Here is a 24,645-nt window from a genome sequence, read left to right as displayed (position 1 = left end):
GTCTACGGCACCATCGACATGTTGAAGGACCTCATCGGCTCGGGGCGCAACCTGTTGCTCCTGGGGCGGCCCGGGGTGGGGAAGACGACGAAGCTGCGCGAGGTGGCGCGCGTGCTCGCCGATGACCTGGGCAAGCGGGTGATGGTGGTGGACACGTCGAACGAGATTGGCGGGGACGGGGACGTGCCGCATCCGGGCATTGGTGGAGCGCGGCGGATGCAGGTGTCGCGGCCGGACCGGCAGCACGACGTGATGATCGAGGCGGTGGAGAACCACATGCCCGAGGCCATCATCGTGGATGAGATTGGGACCTCGGCGGAGGCGTCGGCGGCGAGGACCATCGCGGAGCGGGGCGTGCAGTTGGTGGCGACGGCGCATGGCAACACGCTGGAGAACCTGGTGCTGAACCCCACGCTGTCGGACCTCGTGGGCGGGGTGCACACGGTGACGCTGAGCGACGATGAGGCACGGCGTCGGCGCACGCAGAAGACGGTGAGTGAGCGCAAGGCGCCGCCCACGTTCGACATCGTGGTGGAGATGGTGAGCCGCGACGAGGTGCGCGTGCACGCGGACACCGCGGATGCGGTGGACCGGTTGCTGGCAGGCAAGGACGTGGGTGGCGAGCGGCGAAGGCAGGACGCGGTGACGGGGCGCGTGGAGGTGGAGCCGGCGAAGGCGTTGCCTCCGGTGGAGTTGGGGCGAGGCCCGATGGTGAGACGTCCGGCGGGGACGGGCTCGGGAGTGGAGCGGGCCGCGGCGCGTGCTGTACCGATGGGCGTCACGAGGCCTGCTGGTGAGGGAGGCGCGCTGCGCGCGTCGAGGATGGGGTTGCCCTCGGAGATGGGAGTCACGCAGCCCGCTGGCGAGGGAGGCGCGCTGCGCGGTCAGCCCTCGGAGACGGACGTCACGCAGCCCGCTGGCGAGGGAGGCGCGCGCCGCGAGCCAAGGACAGGACGCATCTTGGAGACGGGCGTCACTCAGTCCGCTGGCACGGAGGAGAGTTCGCACGCGGATGATACACGCCGAAGCGAGCACCTGGTGGGTGAGGACGACGAAGCCTCGCTGGATGATGAGGAAGTGACGGGCGCTCATGCCGGGACGGAGCAATCCGTCGCGCCCCCCATGCCGCTCACGGAAGCGGATGCCGAGCGTCACACGCGAGCTGGCGTCACTGCGCTGGGCATCGGCTCGCCGGACTCTCGGAGCACGATGGGCGCCTCGATGCCTTCCGCGTCACGGCCCACGCGCTTCGCTCCGCGCCGTGCCGATGACTCCCCTGGCGCATGGCCCGCCGAGGAGCCCAAGGGGCTCACGCGCCTCTATCCGCACGGCGTGAATCGAGACCTGCTGCTCCGGGTGCTGCGCGAGCTGCCGGTGGAGGTCCGGTTGGTAAGCCGACTGGAGTCCGCGGACCTGGTGGTGACCCTGCGCTCACGCGCGAACGACCCGAGGATGCGACGGGTGGTGGCGAAGACGGGCGCGCGGGTGGAGGCGGTGAAGCGCGCCAGCTCGACGGAGCTGCGTCGGGCGCTGAAGGGCTTCTTCAACGTGCTGGAGGGCGTGGACGAGGAAGAAGTCCGAGACGCCATCGCGGAGGCCGAGCACGCGGTGAAGCGGGCCTTGGGCGAAGGCATCTCGGTGGCCTTGTCGCCGCGCCAGTCCCGGGTGCGCAAGCTCCAGCATCGCCTGGTGAGCCGCTATCCGCTGGAAGCGGTGAGCCACGGCAGCGAGCCCTCGCGGCACCTGGTCATCTACCCGCTGGGAGCGGAAGTCGAAGCCGCGCTCGCGAAGGAAGACCACGAGGGGAGCCCGTGACACACGGGCTCCCCAAGAACATCTCGTGTGGCTACTTCGCCGCGTCCACGTAGGCGCGGTACGCCTCGAAGCCGTAGTCGCGGCCGAGGAAGTCCTTCACCAGCTCCGCGGCGGGCTTGGAGCCACCGGGCTCCAGCACGGTGCGGCGGTACTTCATCGCCGTCTCACGGTCCAGGTACCCGTTCTTCTGGAACTCCGTCTCCAGATCCTTCGCGATGACCGAGGACCACAGGTACGTGTAGTACGCCGCCGAGTACCCATCCAGATGCCCGAAGGCGAGCTCGAAGTGCGTGCCCGGACGGTGCTCGTGCTTGAACGGGCTGAGCTTCGTCTGCTGCTCCACCAGCGCCGTCGTCGTGTCGAAGCCCGGCTTGCGCGAGTAGTAATCCAGGCTCACCGCCGACAGGAACAACTGCCGCCGCGCCCACAGGCCCTTGCCGAACTCCTTCGACGCGTTCAGCTTCTCCACCATCTCCGCGGGAATCGCCGCCCCCGTCTGGTGGTGCTTCGCGAACTCCTTCAGCACCTGGGGATTGCCCGCCCACTGCTGGAGCAGCATCGACGGCGTCTCCACGAAGTCCCACTCCGTGCGGATGCCGGTGATGCCACTCCACTGTTGCTTGCCGGAGAACACCGCGTGCAGCAGGTGGCCGAACTCGTGGAAGAACGTCTCCACCTCGTCGTGCGTCATCAGCTCGCCCGGCCGCGCGAAGTTGCACACCAGGGTGCCCTCCGGCAGCCGCTTGCCGGCCTGACCCGACGCCAGGTCGAACTGCGCCGCGTGCTTGTACTTGTCGTCGCGCGGATGCATGTCCAGGTAGATGCGGCCCAGGAGCGTGCTCCCCTCGAGCACGTCATAGGCCTCCACCTCCGGGTGCCACACCTTCGCGTCGTCGGCGCGGCGGTACGTAATCCCCCAGATGCGCGAGGTGATGTCCATCACCCCCGCCTTCACCCGGCCATACTCCAGATAGGGCCGCACCTCTTGCGAGTCGAACCCGAAGCGCTCCGCGCGCAGCCGGTCCTCGTAGTAGTCCTGGTCCCACGGCTCGAGCGTCTTCGCGCCCGGGACGTCCTTCTTCTTGCGGGCGAGGAGGTCCGCGAACTCCTGCTTCGCGCGCGCCTGGGTGGCCGCCGCCAGCCGGTCGATGAAGTCCGACGCCGCCTGCTGCGTGCGCGTCATCTTCGTCTCGGTGGTGTACGCGGCCCAGCTCGGATAGCCCAGCAGCGTGGCCAGCTCGTAGCGCTTGGCGATGAGCTGCGACAGGACCTCCTGGTTGCCGGGGAACGCGCGCTGACGGTAGGTGCGCCACAGCTTCTCGCGCGCCTTGCCGTCCTTCGCGTACGTCATGAAGGGGAAGTAGTCCGGGTAGTTGGTGGTGATGACCACCTTGCCGTCCTTCCCCACCGGGTGCGTCTTCACGTAGTCCTCGGGCAGCCCGTTGAGCTCCTTCGGCGTGAGGGACACCTGGCGCACGCCCTCGGCGATGTTCTTGCCGAACTGCTGGCCCAGCTTGAGCAACTCCTCGTTCAGCGACTTCACCCTGGCGCGCGTGGCGTCGTCGCGGTCCACGCCGGCGCGACGGAAGTCCAGCAGCGTGCGCTCCATCCAGTACTTCGTCGGCCCGTCCGCCTGCGACAGGTCCACGGCGGACAGGGCGTCATAGACGCCGCGGTCCTGCGAGATATCCACGTTGGTGGTGTCCACGCGCTGCTCGCACTCGCGGGCGGAGTCGCGGAAGGCCGGCAGCGGGTGGACCTCGCGGGCGAGGCTGGAGCGGTTGGCCGCGGAGACGAGCGAACCCGTCGCCTCGTCATACGCCGCGAGGACCGCCTTGCCGTCCTTGCGCGCGTCCAGCTTCTTCAGCGCCGTGATCTGGCCCTGGGCCCGCTCGATGTCGGCGGTGCACGCGGCGCTGAACGCCTCCGCGGTGCCGGAGAGCACGTCGGCCGTGCGAGGCGGAGGAAGCGGCTGAGGGGCGGGCGCGGCCTCCTGAACGGGCGCGGCGGGCGCGGCGGCCTGCTCGGGAGGGGTGGTCGGCTCGGTGGCCGCGGTGCCATGCGTACAGCCGACCGCCGCCAGGGCCGCCGACAGGGTGAGCGCAGTGAGTCTCTTCAAGGGCAGATTCCTCCAGGTTCCAACGCAAACGCCGGAGCGTCATGCCACATCCCGGCCTGCTTCGCTCGCCCGTCCCCCGGCGTGCCTGACATTCTCCGGGTGGGCTCGCCAGCGCGGGCAGGAGGCATACGGTGGTGGTGACGTTGACGGGGTTGGAGAGTGGACACATGAGCGGGAGCGCGCGGTGAAGGACGACGACTGCACGGAGCTGCTGCGGTGGGCCGCGCCCCGGCTGCGATTGCGGCTGGAGGGGTTCCACCGGGTGCGCGGGCAGGTCTGCAAGCGCCTGGGCCGAAGGCTCCATGCGCTGGGGCTCCCGCACCTCGCCGCGTATCGCGAACGGCTGGATTCGGACCCGGAGGAGTGGGCCGTGCTGGACGCGCTCTGTCGCGTCACCATCTCCCGCTTCTACCGCGACGCGCGCGTCTTCGATGCGCTGCGGGACGAACTGCTCCCCGCGCTCCTCCAGTCGTCCCCCGTGTTGCGAGTCTGGAGCGCGGGCTGTGCCTCCGGCGAGGAGCCCTACACCGTGAGCATTCTCTTCCGGCGGGGCCTCCTGCCGCGCTTTCCGCGGGCGCGGTTGGAGCTGGTCGCCACGGAGGCCGATGGAGCCCTGCTCGCCCGGGCCCGAAAGGGCTGCTATCCGCGCGGCACCTTGCGCGAGCTTCCGGCCGACTGGCGGACCGAAGCCTTTCCTGGCTCCGACACCGAGCCATGTCTCACCCCCGAGTACCGTGACGGTCTCATTTTCCTCCATGAAGACTTGCGAGCCCGCATGCAGGAGGGGCCGTTCCAGCTCGTGTTGTGTCGCAACGTCGCCTTCACGTACTTCGCGCCGTCGCTCCAGCGCGAGGTGCTCGCGGGGCTCGTGGCTCGGCTCGCGCCAGGAGGATTGCTCGTCATCGGCACCCGGGAGTCCCTTCCGGAAGGGGGTGTGGACCTGGAGCGCGTCGCGGGTGCGCTGCCAGTCTTCCGTGTGCCTGTCTCACGCTGAAGTCTGGGCCGGGTCCCTCTGCACCCGTGAGACATCCAGGTGTTTCACGCGGGGATGGATGAGCCGTGACGCACCCGGCCTTGAGTGAGCGAGGAGCGCCCGGTACCACCGCTTGTCTTTCGGGGCCAAGTCCCCTGGCCGGAGGGAATGCAACGGTATGCGCAAGGCGCTCTGTGCGGTCGCGACGTTGATGCTGTGGGCCTGTGGTGGTTCTGGCGGCGGTGAGACGGTTCAGTCTCGGCAGGAGGGGCTGACGCTGTCCGCGGAGACGGGCGACACGCGTGGCACCTTCGCTCGGGACGGAGGCGAGGTTGCCTTCTCCGCGCGAGAGGTGGAGCCCGGTGTCTACCGGCTGGAGGTGCGGCTGAGAGGAATGACGCTCGCGGGTCTGCTGGACCCGGCCAGTGGTGTGTCGACGATGGATGGCTTCGCGGACGAGGGCGCGGCGGACACGCAGTTGACGGACGCGGACCGCGAGCTGTTGTCGGCGTTCTACGACGCGCTGAGCGCCCAGCTGCCCACGGGTGACGCGGCGGCTCCGGAGGCGATGTATCTGCGGCGCGCGGTGGGCCTGTGGGCGCAGCATCCGTCCACCGTGGAGCTTCAGCGCACGGTGATGGGCGAGCAGGGCCGCGGCTACACCATGCTGTGCAGCTATGCGCGCTGCAATGGCAAGAACACCGGCAGTTGCGGCGGCGTCTACAACTGGTACTCGTATGCGAAGCACGACTGCAACAAGGGTGGCTTCAGCTACGCGGGCAACCAGCAGATTGCCCAGCTCGGTGACCACACGTCGTGCGGCGGGGATGAGTTCTACCTGAGCGGCAGCTCCTGGCTGTGCGGCGAGCCGGACCACTGGTCCCGCCCGAAGGTGATGGGCAACTGCTTCGGCCGCTGCGGCGGTGGCTGTGGGGGTGACACCCAGTACACGCTGGATGCGACGAACCACGACGGCTGCGTGCGCAACGGCCACGTCCTGGCGAGCGCTTGGTGTGATGACCAGTTCGTGTCCGCCACGGACGACGAGCTGTTCGCCTCCAACTGCTACTGAGACATGCGCATCCGTCGTGGCAGCAGGGGCGTGTGGGTGAGCGGGGCCGTGTGGGCCCTGCTCGCGTGTTCGTCCACGGCCTCGAAGACGGAGGCCGCGGAGGAGACGGTGCGGCGCTTCTTCGAGGCGCTTCCCTCGGAGGACTGCGCGGTGCTGGGGCCGCTGCTCGCCACGGGGGGAAGCATGCGTCCATGCGAGGAGGCCGTGCGCGAGATGCACGAGCACGGCCTGTCGCTTGTCGGTATCGTCGAGTCCAAGCTGGACGGACGGGATTCGGACGCGGTGCTGGTGCGGGCGCGAATCGCGCGTGACGGCGAGGTGGGCAAGGAGCCGTGGTTGTTGCGCGTGGAGCGTCAGGCCAGCGGCTGGCGCGTGCGTTTCTGAAGAGGGCGAGCGATGAAGACTCGATACCGACTGATGCTGATGGCGGCAGTGGCGCTGGGCGTGGCCGTGTCGCTGGGCCTGCTGTGGCGCTCGTCCCCTTCCGAGGCTCCCGAGGTGATGGAGGAGGCTGCCTCCGCGCCGCCTCCGTCATCGCCCGCGCCGCCTCCCACCGTGGCGGCGGCGGTGCCCCGTCCCGAGTCCCCTCCGGAGCCCCAGGCGGCTCCACGTGACGCCACCGTGGTGGCGCTGCGGCCCGGGGATGTGGCGCCGGAGCCGGAGGTGGCGAATCCTCCGCCGCAGACGAATGACGAGCTTCAGCCGGAGCTGCCCCAGACAGCGCAGTGGAAGCTGGAGAAGACGACGCACATCACCGCGCTGCTGGGGCGTGATGTGGAGCGGCTGGAGCACGAGCGGGAGCTGGCGGAGGCTCGGGGAGACTCGGGGCGCGTTCACCAGCTCGAGACCCTGCTCAAGCGTCACCATGGTCGACTGGTGGGACTGCGCGAGGAACTCCGCACGCTGACCGAAGCGGCGGCGGCGGAGGCCGCTCGGGAAGGACGCCCAGCTCCGTGAGGGCCGTCGCTCACTCCGTCGCGTTGAACGCGTCGTGGTAGGTCACCTGCGCGACGGGCCAATGGCCGGTGAAGGAGACCGCCTGGAAGTATTCGGCGGGCACGTCGGGCAGCACCAGGCCCGGTCGAGGCAGGAAGCCGAAGCGCTGGTAGAAGGCCGGGTCGCCGAGCAGCACGCAACCCGAGGCGCCGAGGGCGCGCAGTTCAGCCAGCGCGGACGTCATGAGCCGGGCGCCGATGCCCTGGCCGTGGCGCTCGGGCAGCACGGAGATGGGCCCCAGGCCGTACCAGCCCTCCTCTCCGGACGAGAGGCGAACGGGTGAAAGGGCGACATGACCGACGATGACACCGTCGTCCTCCGCGACCAGGGACACGGACAGCATTCCGGCCCGTCGGAGCGCGTTGACGATGAATTGCTCGGTGTGGCTCGTGTGCGGGGCGTCCAGGAACGCGGCGGTGGTGAGGCGCTCGATGGTGGCGCTGTCGGCGGGAGTCTCGGGTCGAATCGACAAGGGCATCGGGGGTCCTCGGGGCTGGGCTTCGCCGGAGAGGGCACCGTGCACCGCTTGATGCTCGATTGCCACATCCACCGAGCCAACGCTGTCGAACGACGACATCGAGGCGTGCCATGACTCCTGGTTTCAGCATGACGCACCTCTCCTCGTGTCGCGGCCGTCCTCCTGCTCGCATGGTGTTGCTGGTGCTGGTGGGATTGGTCGCGTGTGCGCCCGTTTCGGAAGCGCCCGAGGTGCGAGATGTTCCTCCAGGCCAGGTGTCGCGTCGCATCGTCCAGGGCACGGACGCGCCCGACGACGTCGCCACCGTGGCACTGCTCGCTCGCCGGACACGGTGCGGCGGAGAGTCACCGTTGCTGCTCTGCTCTGGAGTGCTCATCGCGCCGGACGTGGTGCTGACAGCGGCGCACTGTCTGGACCTGTTCGGTGCGGAGGGGGCGCACGAGGTGTTCTTCGGGACGGTGTTGTCGCCGACGCCGGAGGTCTCGGGCCGCTTCATCCGTGTCTCTCGCGCGACCCTCCATCCGAGCTATGTGCCGAGCACCCACGCCTATGACGCGGCGCTGCTGCGACTGGCTGCTCCTGTCGATGTCGCGCCCGTGCCTCTTCCCGCTGTCGGTGTGTCCATGTCCGTGGGCACGCACGTGCGAGCCGTGGGGTATGGCGACACGAAGGACGCGAATGCGCCGTCGGGCCGTCGGCGCCAGGGCACGCTCCAGGTGACGAGCGTGGAGCCCGCGGCCTTTCGAGCAGGTCCCGCACCGGGCATGAGCTGCGTGGGTGACAGCGGAGGTCCCGTGCTCGCGGGCGACGGAGTCCTCATCGGGCTGACCGTGAGCGGTGACGTGGCCTGTCGTGCCGAAGCCGTCAACGTGCGAGTGGATGCGTTGCTGGAGGACTTCATCCGCCCGTTTCTCGCGAGCGCTCCACCGGCGACGGAGCCCACGCTTCAGTCCGAGGCGCTGTGCCGTGAAGCCTGCGAGCGAGACGCCGAGTGCCCCTCCGGACTCACCTGTGTCGCGGCGGAGGGAGCGCCGGGTCGCTGCCTCCTGCCCGCCCTGCGAGAAGGCTCTTTCGGTGCGACCTGCACCGAGGACGCCATGTGCGGAGCGGGAGGGCTCTGCGCCCGGTTGGAGTCGGAGGGAGACGACGCCTGTCGTTGTTTCACACCCTGCACACCCCTGCCTCCCGACCCCGAGCCCGAGGCACCGGACGAGGCCTCCGGGGGAGGCTGTTCCAGTGCTCCAGGGCTCGTGATTTTCGGGGTGTTGGCGCTGGCGGGAGTCAAGCGGCGGCGTTGATTTCGGCCCTCGGAAATCGCGCTCCGCGGGCGATGGGCACCTGAGTCCTGGAGCCGTGTCTGGTATTGTCCAGACATGAGCCACAGCGGAGAGGAATTGCGTCAGGCCATCCGCCGGCGGCCGGGAATGTACATCGGCGACACGGCGACATACGGCCTGTCCCGGCTTGCTGAATCCCTCCTCTTGCTGGGAGTCATCGCGGGCAGGGAAGGGCGGGTGCGGGAGATTTCGCTGTCCCTGGGGGTGGATGGCTCCTGCGAGATTTCCTTCGATGGCTGGCCATGGCCCCTGGCTTCCGGCACGTCGCCCATCGCGGATGTCGGGCGGTGGCTCACGTTCGTGAACTTCGACATGAATGCGGTGAGGCCGCCCGGAATGCCCCGAGGCGTCATCTTTCCGGTGCCCCATGTGGACCTGGGACTCGTCAACGCGCTCGCCTCGTCGCTCGAGGTCGTCGCCTGGGTCGGGGGACAGCGCTGGCGTCAGCGTTTCAGGGAGGGGCTTCCCCAGGGCGAGCCGCACGCCATCGCACCCGGCGCGAAACCGTCCGCCTCGGACTCGGGCCTCCACATCACGTTCATGCCGGATGCCGCCATCTTCGACCAGCCCCACCGATTCGCAGTGGAGTGGTTGAGGGATCGGCTTTCGTCGTTCTCAGCCTTTCACGCGGGCCTCACCTGGCGCTTCCGCGACGCGGTGTCCGGGCTCGACGAGTGCTACCGGCGCGAGCGGGGACTCCCGGACTTGTGCGCCGAGTTCTCCGAGTCCTCGCGTCCCATCCATGCGCCCTGGAGCTTCGAGGGGCAGGCGGGCACGACGCGGGTACGGCTCGCGCTTCAGTGGGGCGAAGCCCCTGGCTCCGGGGTGAGGTCGTGGGCGAACGTGCGCGAGTGCACACGCGATGGCACGCACCATGACGGGCTCCTGCTGGGCTTGCGCAAGGCGCTGCGTGCCAGGATGAAGGCCCGTGGCCCGGAGCAGGAGGCGCTGTCCTTCACGGATGCCGCGCTGTTGGGACATCTCACGGCCGTGCTGGAGCTCGTCGTGCCTGACACCGTGTGGTACGGGCCCACGCAGGAGCAGCTGGCGAATCCGGAGGCGAAGGCCGACGTCGCTCAGCTCGTCTCGACCTGGGTCGAACAGTCGCTCGCGAGTCATCCGGACCTGGAGTCACGGGTGCTGGCGCTGTCGGGAGTGCCTCGGAGCTGAATCAGAGGCCCGGTCCACGGCGACGCCCGAGCCCGCATCGAAGCGGTGGGTCGTCCGTGGGATGAAATGACACGAAAGGGGAGGCTTGAGCGCGCCCGAGTGAACAAGCCGTTTGAGTCTGATTACGAATCAGGTGCCGCACCCGCGGCGTCACCCCCATAAACAAGTGGAGGTGGACGGACTCGAACCGTCATTGATGAGCGTGTAGGACCTTTTCGGACGGGCGCGCTCAGTTCACAGTGACGCTGAGGCGCCGGTTTTCCTGACGGTTGTTCTTCCCGCGATTCGAAGCCTCGCCTCGGCGGTGGCGCACGACGCCCCGAAGGCGCGCCCCGTGCTCATGGCGCGGGTCGCGACCTCCGGAGCAGGGTGTGGCTCAAGCTACCCACAGGCGCCGGGCACACCGGCTCCGCCGCAGGTCTTGGGCGGGATGCAGGTGCGGGCGCACGACGAAATGGGAGGAGGGCATGTGCCGCAGAACGTGGTGCGTGTCTTGCCGCAGGAGTCGGCGCCGGTCACGTGTCCGCAGGACTTGATGTGGTGGGCGCAGAAGACCATGTCCGATTCCGCGGTGCAGGTGGGCTTGGAATTGGAGGAGGCGAAGGCGAAGGGGTCGCTCTTTGACGCGGGGGCCGTGGAGCCCGTCTTGAGTCCGCTGCAGGCCGACAGGAGAAGCAAGGACAGCAGGAGGGTGGTTTTCATGGACGACCTCGGGTGCTGGTTGCGTGTGGCGATGCGGATTCCGCATCCCAGGCTGCGAATTCCGCAGAGGGTTCATCCCCTGGCCTGGTTGCGTGAGAGCACGGGGTGGTGCTCCCATTCAGCGCTATGCAACGACACGGCCAGCCGACGCGGGAGTCCGTGGATGCGCGTCTGGTCTGTCCGACGTGCGCGCATGTCGTCCTGGTGGGCCCCGAGGAGCGCTGCGCGGAGTGTGGAGGCTCCTTGACGGAAGTCCTGCGCGCGGCCCGAGGAGTGCCGCCGCCCTTGCCGCCGCGTGCGCTCACGCGGGCGCAGCGTCAGGCCGTGTGGCGTCCGGCGAGCAGCTCGCGGCACGCGCTGGGCACCTTCCTGCTCACGGTGGGCGTGTTGATGGTGCCGGTGGCGGTGGCCTACCTGCGGCCCCTGGGCGTGCCGGCCGCCATCCTCGGTGGGCTCGGGATGGTGCTGCGGCGCACGGCCTGGCCCCGGGCGCTCCGGCGTGAGCAGCGTCAGCGATTGCGCGCGCTGCGCTGGGGACTGCCCGCGGCGGCGGAGCTCACCCGCGTGGAGCGAGACTTCGTCCCGTCCGTGAAGGCGGGCAGCGTGGCGCGGCTCGCGTATGTCTTCACCGTGCATGGTGAGCTGCTGCACGGTGACATGCCGTCCCCGCACGCCCTGGATGTCCAGCGTCGCCCCGGGGAACGCATCTGGGTCGTCTATCTTCCCGAGGACCCTCGAGTGAGCGCGCTCTGGCCGCCCGGCCCTTGAGGGCCACCGAGCCCTCGAAGACCGGGCCCGCGCGCGGCCGTCCGCCGAGAAGGGAACCGAACCTCCGTGAACGGGGTCATCTGAACAGGGCGTTGGCCCACGCATTGCTCAAGGTCGACGGCAACGGGCTCCGCTGTCGGAGCTCCCTGGCAACATCCACTCCTGGCGCCGTCCCACCGTGGTCCCCGGGCCACGGGGTGCGGCCCCGTCACCGCACGCCATGTCCACTTCCATGTCCTTGCTGTCCGTGTCGCGTCGCCATGGCCTGCTGCCCGCGGTGCTGTGCACCGTCCTCGCGGCGTGCCTGCTGGCCATCCGCCTCGACTGGAGCGAGCGCGCCAGCTTCGCCTTCCTCGCGTGGAACCTGTTCCTCGCCTGGGCCCCCTACACCCTCGCGCTGTTCGCTCGGGTGCTCATGGTGCGGGGCCACGGACGCGGCTGGGTGCTGGCGCCGCTCGCCGCCGGCTGGCTCGCGCTGTTCCCCAACGCGCCCTACCTCCTCACCGACTTCATCCACCTGCACCAGCGGCCCGTCGTCCCGCTGTGGTTCGACGCGGCCCTGCTCGCCCTGTTCGCCGCCACCGGGTGGATGCTGGGCCTCTTGTCCCTGGAGATATGGAAGCAGTGGCTGGAGGAGCGCTGGGGCCGGTTTGGCGCCTGGGCCTTCGTCGGCGTCACCTCGCTCCTGTGCGGCTATGGCATCTACCTGGGCCGGGTGGAGCGGTGGAACAGCTGGCACGTGCTCACGGACCCCGGAAGCCTCTTCGCGTCCATCGGCGCCCACCTGCGCGAGCCCCTGGCCTTCCCGTACCTGACGGGCCTCACTGTCACCTTCTCCCTGCTGCTGCCCTTGTCCTACGTCGCCTTCGAGGCCTTCGTCACCCGCCTGCGCCGCCAGCGCGCCGTGAGCTGAAGTCCGCCCCTGAAACGACGACACCGCCCGCGCCCGGTGCTTCCGGACGGGGCGGTGTGGCCGTGGAAAGGGGCCCTGGTTGGGGTGTCAGCCGCCGTGCAGGCGCGCGCGATTGCGCGGCCCGCCCCGATGCTTGATGGCCATCTCGCTGGGCGCCTTCTTGCGCCCGTTCAGCGACGTGCGCCGCCGCTGCTGGCTCTTGGGCTCATGTGACTCCGCCGCGGGGCCGAGCGTCACTCGCGACAGGTTCTTCGTGCGGCGCAGCGCGGCCGCCTCATCCCGGGGGAGTGTCTTCCGCCCGTGGCTGGCCTGGACGTTGGGCTGTGCTTCGTCCGCCGAGGCCACCCGTCGCTTGTTCTTCATTCCCGCCATTTTGGTCCGAACCGCCATGATGCCCTCCTTCCCTGGTGAGGTAAGGACGGAGCCACGGCGTTTCCAACCCCCTCCAGGGACGGAAGCAGGGGCTGTGCTCCGTGCTTGGAAGCCGCCCAGCCGCTCCGTCGTCCCCCCGAGGGAGAGGGCCCGGCCACGGGGTCGACCCGGAGCCTGGAACCCGCTGCCCTCGGCGGAAGACTTCAAACCGCCTGCTTCACGTCGACGAGCGCTTGCCACGCCGGGGCGGGCGGGTGCTGGTCGTCGTCTCGGGCGGAAACAGCCAGCCCTCCTCGCTGTGCGAGACGCTGGTCGTCTGCGTGGACTCGCTGGCCTCGGTCTCCAGGTGCAGCCCCCGGCAGCCCCGGCACCAGGACTGGGGACGGCGCTCACCGCGCATGATGCGGTAGCCGAAGTCCTGCTCCGTGGGGCCCACGTGGTCGCAGCGCGGGCACTGCTTGAGCGACGTGACGCCAATCTCCTTGGCCTTCTCGCGGCCATGCGCCACCACCAGCGCCAGCGCCGCGGCGAAGCCCACCCGTTTCTCCGTGGCGACATGGAAGCTACGGGCGCGCCTGCGCCCTCCACGGCCGAGCACGGGCTTGAGGTCCATCCCTCCGAGCAGGTTCCGCTGCTCGAGCACGCGCGTTGAAGAGCTGTTCTGGTTCGAGTGGCTCACCCCCCAACTCTTAGCTGGGGGGTCTGACACGGCCTTTCAGAGGGGAAATGCCTGCCCGCCCCTCGTTCAGGGGCACTGAACGAAAATCCAGTGATTCCGCGCACCTGGGTTGTCTGCCTGGGCAGGCAGGCAGGCCCGGGCGCGCCTGGCTACTCGGCGTCCGCCATGCCGCCGCCGCTGTCGGTGGCGGGGAAGACGGGGGTGCCGCCGGGGAGGCTCGGGTCGTGCGGCAGGCTGCCGCGCGGGCTGCGCAGGTACACGAAGGGCGTGGCGAACAGGAAGTTGGACACGCGTGACGTGTAGATGTCCGCGTAGCGCTCCACCTGGCGGGCCAGGTGGCTCTTGTCGTTGCCCGCGCGGGTGAGCAGGCCCCAGATGGGATTGGACAGCTCGGTGGCGGCGCGGGCCATGGGGCCCAGCTCCGCGTCCAGGGCCTCCAGGGACTCGCGCAGCTCACCCAGCCGGCTCACCAGCTCCGTCTCCTGCGGGGCCTCCGTCCGGGGCCCGTAGTCCGCGCGGCGCCGCTGGAGTTCCAGCCGCAGCTGGCAGCTCTCCCACTCCAGCTTCTCCTTGAGCACCATGCGCTCGGCGAGCCGGACCTCGGTGGCGCGGAAGCCAGCGATGGCGCGCACCTCGTCCTCCAGCTCGCGGAGGATGAGCGCCGTGCGCCAGCGCAGCGCGCTCTTGGACACGTGCACGTCGCCGAACATGTGGTCGCCCACGTAGAGAATCTCGTCGCCGCTCACCCCCAGGTGGCGCTCCAGCTCCAGCGCGCTGCCGCCGAAGTACGGCGTGCCGGGCTTGAAGGGACCGGAGTGCGGACGCAGGAGCGCCTCGCCCTGGGTCTCCACGACTTCGAAGAGCGCGGAGCGGGTGGTGAAGAACTCCGGCTTGCGCGCGGACACAATCACCACGTCGAACAGCTGCCGCCACGTCATGCCCGCGGGCAGGTGCTTGTCGAAGGCGAAGTGCATCATGGGCTCGGTGTAGGCCCACTCGCTGTTGGTGATGAGCAGGAGCTTCTTGCCCGCGTTCTTCTGGTCCAGGAGCGCCAGCGGCGTCTCCGGGTCATCCAGCACGTAGCGCTCCGGGTCGGCGATGATTTCCGCCTTGAGCTGACCCTGCATGTGCGTGGCGTCCAGATTCTTCCGCACGTGCTCGTAGAGGTCCGCGTAGCCCATGGGCCCCGGCAGCTGCCCCGCGTCCAACCGGTCCACCAGCTGCGAATAGAGACACGCCTCCGACAGCGAGAAGAGCGTGTTGAGGAACACCCACCGGCGCTCGTGCAGGTCGATGACGGTGTGGGAGTACTCGTCGCGCTGGGAGATGAAGTCCATGGAGCGCGTGCCGTGCAGGGCCTTCTTCACGAAGCCAAAGCGATTGGCCTTGAGCAGGTTGCCCTTCTCCGTGTCGATGATGAGGCCCCGGATGGCGAGCGCCGGGTCGAACTGGAGGTCACCCACGGGCCAGCCCTGCGCCACGAGCCTGTCTCGGATGTGCTCGTACGCGCGGCGTTCCCACGCTTCCACGCGGTAGTGGATGAGCGTGTAGTCCATGTCGTAGCCCACGGCCTTGATGGCGCGCAGGTTGAGGGTGCGGTTGCAGAACAGGCCCCGCTCGGGCGGGGGACCGGAAGGTTGCGGGCGCATAGGAGTCCTGGCTTGCCCCGTCCCGCGCCAAAAGTCGATGCCTGTCTTCGGCCTCGTCGCCTGCCGCGCACAAGCTCCGCGCCTCTCCCGTCCCGTCCATGGCCAGGCCCTCTTTCGGGGGCCGGGCCCATGCCCCGACGGGGTGAGGGCTTCAGTACACCAGCCGCAGATGGGGGAGCAGGGGACGACTCCCCTGTCGCTCGGCGCCGAGCGACCTGTCCAGGTCCAGGTGGATGACGGCCCGGCCATTGCGCTCCAGCGCGGCGCCTTCCAGCTTCAGGCGGAGCGGGGCACTCCGGGCATCGACGAAGCCCGCGGAGCCATCGGAGCCCTCGAAGGCGCCGAAGTCATCCAGCGTCACGGTGGCCTCCAGCGCGCCACGGGCCTGCTCGGGCATGAGCCAGAAGTACGCCACCAGGTGCGCATGGGTGGCTTTGGCCACGTCCATCCGCTGTGAGGACGTCAGCAGCTCCGTGCGCAGCGGCACTCCTCCCAGGGTCACCTGCACGGCGTTCGCGGTCAGGTAGGTGGTGGAGAAGCGATTCGAGGTTCCCTGGAGGCGCAGCTCATAGCGCCGAGGTTCCGGGGCGCTGTCTCCACACGCGGAAAGGCCAACACCCCACAGCAACATGACGAACGGGAGGATTCTGGAAACGGTCTTCTTCATGGAGAGCTCCTGGGCTGGAGCTGCTCCAGCGCATGGGATGGCGTCGCGCGGCTCCGAAGGGAGAAGGGCAGCGCGACATCGAGTCCCCGGCCATTGGCTGCGCCGAGGTGTCGTTCGAGACGTGACAGGGTCTGGGTGCGGCCGAGCGTGGTGGAGGCGTCGAGCAGCAGGCGCTGAAGCTCTGGCGTGCCACCGAACAGCCGTTGGTTGCAGACCCCGGTGAGCGTCTGTCTGGCCAGGGCGTGCCGGGTGGCCTGCTCCTCGGAGCGCTGCTCACCGCCCAGGGTGAAGGCGGGTGACGACCAGAGCAGCCGCAGCGCGTCCTCTTTCGTCACGATGGCCGGAAGGAGTCCCAGCTTCACGGGACCCGGGGCCAGACAGCGCTCCAGCGCGGCCTCGTGAGTCATGTAATAGCCCGCGGGGCGGACGGCGGGCGTCGCGCCCTCCGTGGGAGGGAACGCGCAGGACGCCATGTCTCCGGCGGCCAGCGACGTGGTGCTGCCCAGGAGCGTCGCGCCGCCGTTGACCAGGTCCACCTCGAACAAGGCGTCGAGCGTCGGGTCCGACGTGTAGCAGTAGAGCAGGTACGTCCCATCCTGCTGGAAGGCACAGGAGCAGGGCTGAATCCCCACGTTGCCCAGGACGGGACCAAAAACGGTGAGGACGCCGGTATAGGGGTCGAACACGCTCATCCGGGCCAGGAAGCTCTGGTAGCCGTAGATTTTGTTGTCCAGCGGGTTGGTGGCCCAGGCGGTGGGCGTCGTGGTGGGGAGGGTCCCCTGGCCCAGGATTTCGAGGGTGCTGGTATTCAGGCGCAGCCAGTGGCTCCCCAGGAATGAACCAATGACATAGCTGCCATCCTCCATGATGGTGCCGACAATCCATTCCTGACCAGCCAGCTCCGGCAGGCCTCCCAGGTCCTCGATGTTTCCCGCCCGGTCGACGCGGACCACGTGGGGAATGGGGTCGCCGGACAGGTTGCGATTGCTGATGGCATACAGATAGCCGTCGACATGGCTGAGCCCCATGGCGTCGTAGCCGAACTCGGTGGTGCTGGAGACCGGGGTCGTCGCGAGGGTGACCGGGTCCAGGGTCATCAACTCCGTGTTCGTCCCCGCGCTGGAGGACACGTAGATGGTGTCATCACAGACGAAGGTGTCGGCAGGCACGCACTGGACTCGCGCGGAGCACGTCGCCATGCCCTGGTCCCAGCCAATCTGGAGTGTGTCCGTGAACTCCACCGATTCCGACGGAGGCACTTGTCCGATGCGCGCGCAGTCCTCCAGGCTCTCCACGGTGACGGTGAACTCGTACGTCAGGGAGTCATTGACGGGAATCGTCACCGGGGGCGGAGGCGTGAAGGACCAACCCAGGGGCTCCAGCAATGGGTCCGTCGCCTGTTGGAGGGTGGACGGGAGCGTGGGATGGATGTTCCTCACCACCTGTCTGAAGGTGAGCGTGGCGGGGTACTCGCGGATGACGAGGTCAGACTGCTCGTTGACGCTGACCTCACAGTCGAGGTCATGCGCGGTCGCGAGTGATGGAACCAGAAGTGATAACAGCAACCACTGTTTTTTCATTCGCATGGAGCGCGGCCCGTTCAATCCACATGCCCAGTGTGGAACCGGACCCGACGCTTGTCCGGGAGGATGACGAGGCGTGGGTGCCCCCGCTGGGAAGACGAGCCAGCCAGGCAGGGCTCATCCCTGTGTGCAGGTGATGCGCGGATGGAGGACAGCTGTCAGGGAAACATTTCCCCACGGTGTCGACCGTTCATTCTCAGTCTAGGGTGGCGGGGACCCATGTCCCCTCCGTGAAGCACCGCGTGTTTCCGGTCCTCGACGGAACGATGGAAACCCATGGGGGGATGCGCAGGTTGCGGCGTGAGGCCGCTCGTGACGCACATGGCCTCTTGGGGGGAATGCCATGGACGGAGCTTCGCTGCGGGGAACGCCGGGCCGCGGGTATCGATGGGAGCCTTTGGCCCGCTCCTGGCTGGCGGTGACGTTGTGTGCCCTCTTTGTCTCGGTGGGCTGCAAGTCCACGCAGCACGTCGCCCCGGAGCCTTCGACCCTTGCGCGGGGCGGCTCGGGGCTCTCCGGACAAGGGGACCCGTTGCCTTCGTGGAACGAGGGGCCCACGAAGGCGGCGCTGCTCGACTTCGTGGAGCGTGTCACCCGTGAGGGCGGGCCCGACTTCGTTCCCGCCGAGGCGCGCATCGCGACCTTCGACAATGACGGCACGCTGTGGACCGAGCAGCCCCTCGCCGTGGAGCTGGCCTTCGTCATCGACCGCGTGAAGGCGCTCGCGCCCCAGCATCCCGAGTGGAGGCACCAACAGCCCTTCCAGGGCGTGCTCGAAGGCGACCTCAAGGCGGTGGCCGCGAGCGGTGAGCGCGGGCTGATGGAGCTGCTGGCGGCGACGCACTCGGGTGTCACCACGGAGGCGTTCGACGCCACCGTGAAGGATTGGATTACCACGGCGAAACACCCGAGGTTCAACCGGCCCTACACGGACCTCGTCTATCAGCCGATGCTGGAGTTGCTCGCGCTGCTGCGGGCCCATGGCTTCAAGACCTTCATCGTGTCGGGCGGCGACGTGGGCTTCATGCGCGCCTGGGCCGAGCGCGTGTATGGGATTCCCCCCGAGCAGGTCATCGGCAGTCGGGCGAAGCTTCGCTACGAGGTCCGGGATGGCGCGCCGGCGCTGCTGTTGTTGCCGGAGCTCGACTTGATGAACGACAAGGCCGGCAAGCCGGTGGGCATCCAGCAGGTCGTCGGTCGGCGTCCGCTCGCGGCCTTCGGCAACTCGGATGGGGACTTCGAGATGCTCGAGTGGACAACGTCGGGCACGGGGCCGCGCTTCGGGCTCTTCGTCCACCACACCGACGCGGAGCGGGAGTGGGCGTATGACCGGAACGCTCACATCGGGAAACTCTCGCGGGGACTGGACGAGGCGCCTCGGCGCGGCTGGTACCTGGTGGACATGAAGAAGGACTGGAAGGTCATCTATCCCTTCGAGCAGTAGCGGCGGGGCTGCCGGGCAGGCGGGCGGGCCGGACTTCCGCAAGGGCTGCGGACGTCCTTGAGGGGCGCGCAAGCCTTGCGGGTGAGGGACGGCGGGAGGCTCTGGAGTGACGTGGCATGCTTTCTGAAGTGCCCGACCTCCACTCTTCCGCTGGGAAGGACGGTCGCGGTGGACGCGACGGATGCGCCCGGCGTGGGGTGGCGGGAGTGAAGCATGGACAGTCTGGCTCGTGAGGCGCGGGACGCCCTGGTGCAACGTGGCGAACGCCTGAGGTCACGGGCCCGACCCCCGCCGAGTGTTCCGGAACCTGGCACGCTGCTCTCCGAAGCGGAGCGACAGGAGTTGCTCGACATCGACGCGGCGCTCCAGCGAATCGCCGGGGGCCAGTTCGGCCGCTGCGAGCGGTGTGGGGGGGCCATGGGGAGACATCGCCTGCGCGCGATTCCCGAGGCGCGCTACTGCATGACGTGCGCGACGTTGGGGCGCTGAATGCAGGAGGCCGTGCGCAGTTTCGCGCGGTGACGGGTTGATGCGGCACCAGGGCCGGCGCTCCACGCGCGAGACGTGGAGTGAGTCGCATCGCGAGGAATGTTCCCATGAAGATGACGGGTGGTTTCAGGGCGGCCTGGCTGCTGTTCGCCGCCGTGGTGTCACAGGCCTGTGGTGGAGCGGAGCCAGTCGAACCTGGAGTCGTCGAGCCTCCCGCGCGAGAGGTAGGGGTGCTGGAGCGAGGGGCGGAGTCGGACGACATCCTCGAGCGGCTGCGAGCGATGCCCGACGTGGTGGTGGCGAGCGAGAAGGTCTCGCCCTTTCCGAACACGCGCTTCTTCACCCTCTGGTTCGCCCAGCCCGTGGACCACCGGGCGCAGGACGGCGAGTGGTTCTGGCTGCGCGCCACGTTGCTGCACCGCTCGTTCGATGCGCCCACGGTGGTGTATGGCACGGGCTACGCCATCCGCACGACTCCCGGTCAGTCCGAGCCGACGATGTTGCTGGATGCGAACCAGTTGTCGGTGGAGCAGCGCTTCTTCAGTCCCTCGCGGCCCGAGTCGGCTGACTGGACGAAGCTCGACATCGAGCAGACCGCGGGCGACTACCACCGCATCATCCAGGCCTTCAAGCCGATGTACCCCAGGCGCTGGCTGACGACGGGCGCGAGCAAGGGCGGCATGTCCGCCGTGTACCACCGCTACTTCTACCCGGACGACGTGGACGCCACCGTGGCGTACGTGGCCCCGAGCCTCCATGGGCTGAAGGACAAGCGCTTCGTGCGCTTCCTCGACCAGGTGGGCAGTGAGGCCTGCCGGGCGCGCCTGCGGGACTTCCAGCAGGACGCGTTGCGCCGCCGTGAGGAGTTGCTGCGGGTGCTGGAGTCGTATGGAATGGAGTTCACGCTGCTGGGCATGGACCGCGCGCTGGAGTTCGCCATCGTCGAGTCGTCGTTCTACTTCTGGATGTACGAGCGTGAGTCTCGCTGCGACACCGTCCCGCTGCCCGGGGCTCCGGCGAACGAGCTGATCGACTTCGTCGGCAACGTCACCCACATGGACGTCAGCTATGCGGACTCGGGCGTGCTCTACTACGCGCCCTACTACTACCAGAGCGCGACGGAGCTGGGCTGGAACCGCTTCCCCACGAAGCACCTGCGCGGCCTGTTGAGTTATCCGCGCCAGGACGTGCCCGCCACGTACCTGTCATTCCCCGTGCAGGTGCCCTTCTCCCAGGGACTCATGCGCGACGTGGAGCGCTGGGTTCGTCAGCAGGGTGAGCGGATGTTGTTCATCTATGGGGAGACCGACCCTTGGTCCGCCGGGGCGTTCGAGGTGCGCGAGCGCAATGACTCGTTCCGATTCACCGCGCCGAACACCAACCATGAAGACGCGTTCATTGGCTACCTGTCCGCGCCCGAGCGCGCCCAGGCCCTGTCCAGGCTCTACGCGTGGATGGATGCGAAGCCGCTTCCGGAGGAAGTCTCCGCCCTGACGTCGACGAGGCTGGAGGAGGTGGCTCCGCTGGTGGATGGACGGCCGCCGCTGTAGTCGGGGGCTCGCGGGACGTGTCCTGAACGTCCCCCACAGGGCCCCAGTGGTGGGGCCCTGTTCGTTGCTCTTCACGGCCTCCGTGGCCCTGGTCGGTGGAATCGTCGGCCACGAGGCCTCCTTCCAGCCGCGTCTCATCGCCGAGAGGAAGGTTTGTCGTGGCGATGCGAAGCGAGAGTCATCTCGCGCAGCCGGGTTCCCACCCGGACGATGGAGTCAATCACCGGCACCAGCTCCAGGCCGAGCGAGGACAGGGCGTACTCCACGGAGGGCGGTGAGGTGGGGAGGACCTCTCGTGTCACCGCGCCCTTCGCAGTCAGCTCGCGCAGCCGCGTGGTGAGCACCTTGGGTGAGATGCCGGGGATGTCGTGGAGCAGCTCCCCGAAGCGTCGGGGGCCACCGGAGAGCTGCCAGACGACGCTGGTGGTCCACGCTCCGCCCAGCAACGACATGCAAGCGTGAATGGGACAGCCCGGGGGCGGGGGTGGGGCTTTGCTCTTCCTCAGCTTCAGGGACATGGGCGGTTACCGCGAGGTGAGTGGAGTTACCAGGAGGTGAGTGGAAAGTGCGCTTACCTTAATCGCGTTGCTATCCAAAGGTAACCAGGCCCGTTAGTGATGCGCCGTCGTTCCCACTCACTCCGAGGAAGCCAATGAAGCTCTATTTCGCCCCGGGCGCCTGCTCGCTGTCCCCCCACATCGTCGCGCACGAGGCGGGGCTCGAGCTCCAGCTCGAGAAGGTCGACACCCAGACGAAGGTCCTCCAGTCCGGCGGCGACTTCTGGAAGATCAACCCGAAGGGCTATGTGCCCGCGTTGGAGCTGGAGCCGGGCGAGGTCCTCACGGAGGGCCCCGCGCTCGTGCTGTACCTGGCGGACCTGCGGCCCGAGGCGGGGTTGGTGCCCGCAGAGGGCAGCCGCGAGCGCTACCGCGTGCAGGAGATGCTCGGCTACATCAACTCCGAGTTGCACAAGACGTACGCTCCGCTCTTCCAGCCGACGACGCCGGACGTGACGCGCGAGGAGCGCACGGCGTACCTGTTCAAACGCTACAAGCTCATCGAGGAGCGCCTGGCCACGCGTGCCTACCTCTTCGGTGACACCTTCGGCATCGCGGATGCCTACCTCTACACCGTCACCCGCTGGGGGAAGTACGTGAAGGTGGACCTGTCCGGCTTCCCAAATCTCATGGCGTTCATGGAGCGCGTCTCCGCGCGTCCGGCGGTGCGCAAGGCGCTCGCGGCCGAGGGGCTCCCGGTCTGACGTCCCCTGGCCCTCCCGGGTCCGGTGCCGCTCAATGGGACTGATGTGCGGGGCAGCGGAGAGGGTGGGCGGTCGTGGGCTCCAGGACCGCCTCGTCGAGGAGGCGCGTGGCCGTCTCATCCAGCCCTCAACACCCACGATATCCCTTCACACCGGTTGCACATCCAATCCAGCGAGAAGTCCCGAGCAACTCGTCGATCAGATAATCCACCCCACCAAGCAGTGGCGTCTCTCCCGCCGAGATGAAATCAGGATAACAAACAGGATTCACCACCCCTCCCTCTGGAGCTGTCAATACGACCTCCGCAAGCCCGATGATACCATGAGGACAAGTAAAGAAGCTCCCATACTCATCTCCATAGACCTCCGCGGCACGGACATGCTCGGCGAGAATCCTCCTCAGACGTCCAACCTGCTCCCCGGTCAACTGGGAATCCCTCCTCCCTACGACCTCCACGTGATCCATGCCCTCATACACAACGCATCCATCGTCATAGACATGAACATCATAAACGGGACACAACCCATCACATCCCGTACGCCGCATTCCGACGATCAAGCCCTTGTGTTCCGTCGCCCTCTCCGTGACGGATGACGGAGGCGTGTGCAGGTGACTCGACCGGCACCCGACACAGGCCATCCACACGCTCAGGACCACCCAGAGGAAGCTGCTCCCGTCCCATCTAGCCGACGTCATGGATGTGGCCTCTTGAGATACGGCAGTTTGTGTTTCTCGAAACAGCGCCTCTTCCACTGCAGGGCAGTATCATGGGTGAGCTCACGCGCTCAGGCCCTGTCCAGACTCTACTCGTGGATGGATGTGAAGCCGCCTCCGGAGGGAGCCTCCGCTCTGACGTCGACGGGAATCTGGTGAAATCTCGCGGGTCATGCGAATGGCGACCCTCGTCAACCACCGCTCAACTCCTGCTGATGGTCCTGGATGATTTCATCAAGGAGCGTTTGCTGGGCCTTATCACGTGCGCGCACTTCTACGCCCGCTCTTGGGATCAATGTCGAAGGCGCCCTGATAAGGGCGACCGCGCCGCGCTCCGCGTGTTCAAGAGGAATGATTGACGACGAGGCCCCGAGTTCCGTTGGAGCGAATCCCAAACGTGCGAAGAACTCGTAGGTCCTGGCCGGAGCCTCGGGATTCGGCCCAAGGTTATAGGTCTGCGTTTGTTTCCGAGGAGCGGCCTCCAAGCTGACCCTGGCCACGATGACCGCTCGTAGCAAGTCGGAGAAAGTCGGGAAGGGCTGCTCGGCCGCGACCTTGCTGCTCACTAAATCCTCTTCGTGAATGCGGAGGATGGCCGTGTCACGCCCGTCCGGTGTTGGGCGGGAGAGATCAAAGAAGTCGTCCGGGTGACGGCCGTTGTAGTCGTCCTCACCCATGGCGAATTTGAGGTAGCGGCGAGAATCGGGCCGCTCGCGTTGATAATCTTCAAGGTCCTCTAGCAGGGCCGAGATTGAGGTTGTCCCCCACATCAACCGCATTTCGCCGGTCGATGCACCCATGGTTGCGAGGAACTCGCGATACAGGCCAGGCAGCGCGTCGAGTCCTCCATGTGGCTGGGCAAGCGCGGTCATCTGGTCGGTCGTTGCTGGTTCGAAGCCATGAGTGCTCCCGGGCTTCCATCGCTCCATGAACGCGAGTAGGCCCGTCATCGACAAGGCAGGAGGGGACCTGAGAATCGTTGACCAGGTCATGCGCAACTCTGCTTCTTGAAGTCGCACCGGGCCATGAACAGCGTGTCCTGACACGACTGGCAGGAAAGGACAGTGACCTCCTTTTTGCGCTTCATGTCACGGCGCTCTTCGACATACTCGCCGCCCTTGTCTTCCATGATGTCGGCGGCGCTCGGAGGCGTCCAGGGCCCCTCGGACGGCGCGAAGCCGATGGGGCCGCGATAGGGCACATTGAATTTCACCTGCTTCTTCTCACTGGAGAAGGAGAAGTAAATCTCGGTCATCGAATGCGCGACATGACCGCTCGCTCCGATGAGTTTGGCGCCTGCACAGGTTCCAGGGACATTGTTGTATCCACTCTCACCTCTGATGACGTAGTTCCTGGTGTCGTCCCACTGTTTGGCCACCTTGTCGATGGCTTCGGTGTCTCCCGCGGCACACCTTGGGTTGATGGCCATGAAGTCCTCCAGGGTGGAGGCCCGCTCGATGACCGTGCAACCGTGAGCCTCGGCGATGGCCGCGAAGCCGGGAGGCACCTCGTTGCCCGATACCGCGGCGAATCTCCTGCCGGTGAGGCACACCATGACTCCGAACATGTACCCGCCAGACCTGCTGCGACGATGCTTCTCAAGCCCCTCACGTGTCCGCTCAAGGGCCTTGATATACGTCATCCGCTCATCCAGGGTCGTCTGTTTGGGTGGGGGTGATTGACGCCCGAGGCGCTCAAGTTCGGCGACCTTCGTTGTGATTTCCTGGTGGACCTTGGCCCACTCGGTCTCGCGGACCTTGAGGTCCTTGAGAATCTTGTTGGCGACGTCGAGGCTTCCTTCTGGACGCTCAAGCACCGCATGGCTGTCCGCGTCCTTCTGGCAGATGATGCACAGCCCCTCGAAGTCGTCCCCGTACGCGAATCCCTTCCCAC

24 protein-coding genes are annotated in these 24,645 nt (G+C 67.7%); 13 read left to right on the top strand and 11 right to left on the bottom strand.

The genetic code is table 11. The features are described 5' to 3' along the window. A partial coding sequence (locus tag HR086_RS48715) for a R3H domain-containing nucleic acid-binding protein (protein WP_254626475.1) occupies positions 1-1,815 on the top strand: 1,815 nt, incomplete at its 5' end. 31 nt (positions 1,816-1,846) lie between these two features. Here the strand turns inward: HR086_RS48715 and HR086_RS25590 are convergent. Then, a complete protein-coding gene (locus HR086_RS25590) occupies positions 1,847-3,934 on the bottom strand; it encodes a M3 family metallopeptidase (RefSeq protein ID WP_217441949.1) in 2,088 nt (695 codons plus the stop codon). A 184-nt stretch (positions 3,935-4,118) separates the two neighbouring features. Between HR086_RS25590 and HR086_RS25585 the strand changes: the two genes are divergently transcribed. From HR086_RS25585 to HR086_RS25570, 4 genes are all read left to right on the top strand, one after another. Beyond that, positions 4,119-4,928 (top strand): CheR family methyltransferase, encoded by an 810-nt coding sequence (locus HR086_RS25585; protein WP_174453793.1) that lies wholly within the window; start codon positions 4,119-4,121, stop codon positions 4,926-4,928. 157 nt (positions 4,929-5,085) lie between these two features. Next, a complete protein-coding gene (locus HR086_RS25580) occupies positions 5,086-5,979 on the top strand; it encodes a hypothetical protein (RefSeq protein WP_174466920.1) in 894 nt (297 codons plus the stop codon). A 3-nt stretch (positions 5,980-5,982) separates the two neighbouring features. Then, positions 5,983-6,363 carry a hypothetical protein gene (locus tag HR086_RS25575; RefSeq protein WP_174466919.1) on the top strand — a complete coding sequence of 127 codons (381 nt, stop codon included), beginning with the start codon at positions 5,983-5,985 and terminating at the stop codon, positions 6,361-6,363. Between the two features lie 12 nt (positions 6,364-6,375). Then, a complete protein-coding gene (locus HR086_RS25570; protein ID WP_174466918.1) occupies positions 6,376-6,936 on the top strand; it encodes a hypothetical protein in 561 nt (186 codons plus the stop codon). 10 nt (positions 6,937-6,946) lie between these two features. Here HR086_RS25570 and HR086_RS25565 read toward each other — a convergent pair whose 3' ends face one another. Further along, positions 6,947-7,552, bottom strand: coding sequence for a GNAT family N-acetyltransferase (locus HR086_RS25565; protein ID WP_254626474.1), 606 nt, complete (start codon positions 7,550-7,552; stop codon positions 6,947-6,949). Between the two features lie 11 nt (positions 7,553-7,563). Here HR086_RS25565 and HR086_RS25560 point away from each other — a divergent pair, with 11 nt between their 5' ends. The 4 genes from HR086_RS25560 to HR086_RS25545 all read left to right on the top strand — a co-directional run bounded on the left by HR086_RS25560 (position 7,564) and on the right by HR086_RS25545 (position 12,343). Then, positions 7,564-8,751, top strand: coding sequence for a trypsin-like serine protease (locus HR086_RS25560; RefSeq protein ID WP_254626473.1), 1,188 nt, complete (start codon positions 7,564-7,566; stop codon positions 8,749-8,751). 75 nt (positions 8,752-8,826) lie between these two features. After that, the gene (locus HR086_RS25555) at positions 8,827-9,960 is read left to right on the top strand and encodes a DNA gyrase subunit B (RefSeq protein WP_174466917.1); all 1,134 of its coding nucleotides are present in this window, start codon (positions 8,827-8,829) and stop codon (positions 9,958-9,960) included. A 945-nt stretch (positions 9,961-10,905) separates the two neighbouring features. Beyond that, entirely contained in the window at positions 10,906-11,430 is a 525-nt protein-coding gene (locus HR086_RS25550) for a hypothetical protein (protein WP_254624948.1), read from the top strand. A 232-nt stretch (positions 11,431-11,662) separates the two neighbouring features. Next, entirely contained in the window at positions 11,663-12,343 is a 681-nt protein-coding gene (locus HR086_RS25545) for a DUF1361 domain-containing protein (RefSeq protein ID WP_246137539.1), read from the top strand. 87 nt (positions 12,344-12,430) lie between these two features. Here the strand turns inward: HR086_RS25545 and HR086_RS25540 are convergent, their stop codons facing one another. From HR086_RS25540 to HR086_RS25520, 5 genes are all read right to left on the bottom strand, one after another. Next, positions 12,431-12,733, bottom strand: coding sequence for a hypothetical protein (locus HR086_RS25540; protein ID WP_141646167.1), 303 nt, complete (start codon positions 12,731-12,733; stop codon positions 12,431-12,433). A 199-nt stretch (positions 12,734-12,932) separates the two neighbouring features. Then, on the bottom strand, positions 12,933-13,394 hold the full coding sequence (locus tag HR086_RS25535; RefSeq protein WP_371823453.1) for a hypothetical protein: 462 nt from the start codon (positions 13,392-13,394) through the stop codon (positions 12,933-12,935). A 149-nt stretch (positions 13,395-13,543) separates the two neighbouring features. Then, positions 13,544-15,043 (bottom strand): HAD-IG family 5'-nucleotidase, encoded by a 1,500-nt coding sequence (locus HR086_RS25530; protein ID WP_174453800.1) that lies wholly within the window; start codon positions 15,041-15,043, stop codon positions 13,544-13,546. 151 nt (positions 15,044-15,194) lie between these two features. Beyond that, entirely contained in the window at positions 15,195-15,710 is a 516-nt protein-coding gene (locus HR086_RS25525; RefSeq protein WP_174453801.1) for a hypothetical protein, read from the bottom strand. Then, positions 15,707-17,275 (bottom strand): hypothetical protein, encoded by a 1,569-nt coding sequence (locus HR086_RS25520; RefSeq protein ID WP_174466916.1) that lies wholly within the window; start codon positions 17,273-17,275, stop codon positions 15,707-15,709. Before HR086_RS25520 ends, HR086_RS25525 begins: the two co-directional genes overlap by 4 nt. A gap of 361 nt (positions 17,276-17,636) precedes the next feature. Here HR086_RS25520 and HR086_RS25515 point away from each other — a divergent pair, with 361 nt between their 5' ends. The 3 genes from HR086_RS25515 (at position 17,637) to HR086_RS25505 (ending at position 20,776) form a co-directional block, all read left to right on the top strand. Next, the gene (locus tag HR086_RS25515) at positions 17,637-18,737 is read left to right on the top strand and encodes an HAD family phosphatase (RefSeq protein ID WP_174466915.1); all 1,101 of its coding nucleotides are present in this window, start codon (positions 17,637-17,639) and stop codon (positions 18,735-18,737) included. A gap of 213 nt (positions 18,738-18,950) precedes the next feature. Continuing rightward, entirely contained in the window at positions 18,951-19,226 is a 276-nt protein-coding gene (locus HR086_RS25510; RefSeq protein ID WP_174453804.1) for a TraR/DksA C4-type zinc finger protein, read from the top strand. Between the two features lie 107 nt (positions 19,227-19,333). After that, positions 19,334-20,776, top strand: coding sequence for a S28 family serine protease (locus HR086_RS25505; RefSeq protein ID WP_174466914.1), 1,443 nt, complete (start codon positions 19,334-19,336; stop codon positions 20,774-20,776). Positions 20,777-20,910: 134 nt separating this feature from the next. Here HR086_RS25505 and HR086_RS25500 read toward each other — a convergent pair whose 3' ends face one another. Continuing rightward, positions 20,911-21,228, bottom strand: a complete 318-nt coding sequence (locus tag HR086_RS25500) for a helix-turn-helix domain-containing protein (RefSeq protein ID WP_254626472.1) — start codon at positions 21,226-21,228, stop codon at positions 20,911-20,913. 200 nt (positions 21,229-21,428) lie between these two features. Between HR086_RS25500 and gstA the strand changes: the two genes are divergently transcribed. After that, positions 21,429-22,037 (top strand): glutathione transferase GstA, encoded by a 609-nt coding sequence (gstA, locus tag HR086_RS25495; protein ID WP_174453806.1) that lies wholly within the window; start codon positions 21,429-21,431, stop codon positions 22,035-22,037. Positions 22,038-22,164: 127 nt separating this feature from the next. Here gstA and HR086_RS49775 read toward each other — a convergent pair whose 3' ends face one another. The 3 genes from HR086_RS49775 to HR086_RS25480 all read right to left on the bottom strand — a co-directional run. Further along, the gene (locus tag HR086_RS49775; RefSeq protein ID WP_373564360.1) at positions 22,165-22,584 is read right to left on the bottom strand and encodes a DUF6438 domain-containing protein; all 420 of its coding nucleotides are present in this window, start codon (positions 22,582-22,584) and stop codon (positions 22,165-22,167) included. A 359-nt stretch (positions 22,585-22,943) separates the two neighbouring features. Then, on the bottom strand, positions 22,944-23,624 hold the full coding sequence (locus HR086_RS25485) for a hypothetical protein (protein WP_254626471.1): 681 nt from the start codon (positions 23,622-23,624) through the stop codon (positions 22,944-22,946). Between the two features lie 116 nt (positions 23,625-23,740). Further along, positions 23,741-24,645 (bottom strand): hypothetical protein (locus tag HR086_RS25480; protein WP_174466913.1); only part of this gene is annotated, 905 nt, incomplete at its 5' end.

Source organism: Myxococcus sp. CA039A, from assembly GCF_013336645.1.
GTDB classification, from domain to species: domain Bacteria; phylum Myxococcota; class Myxococcia; order Myxococcales; family Myxococcaceae; genus Myxococcus; species Myxococcus llanfairpwllgwyngyllgogerychwyrndrobwllllantysiliogogogochensis.
Note: the sequence above shows the minus strand (reverse complement) of the source record. Positions and strands in the feature narration are given on the sequence as shown.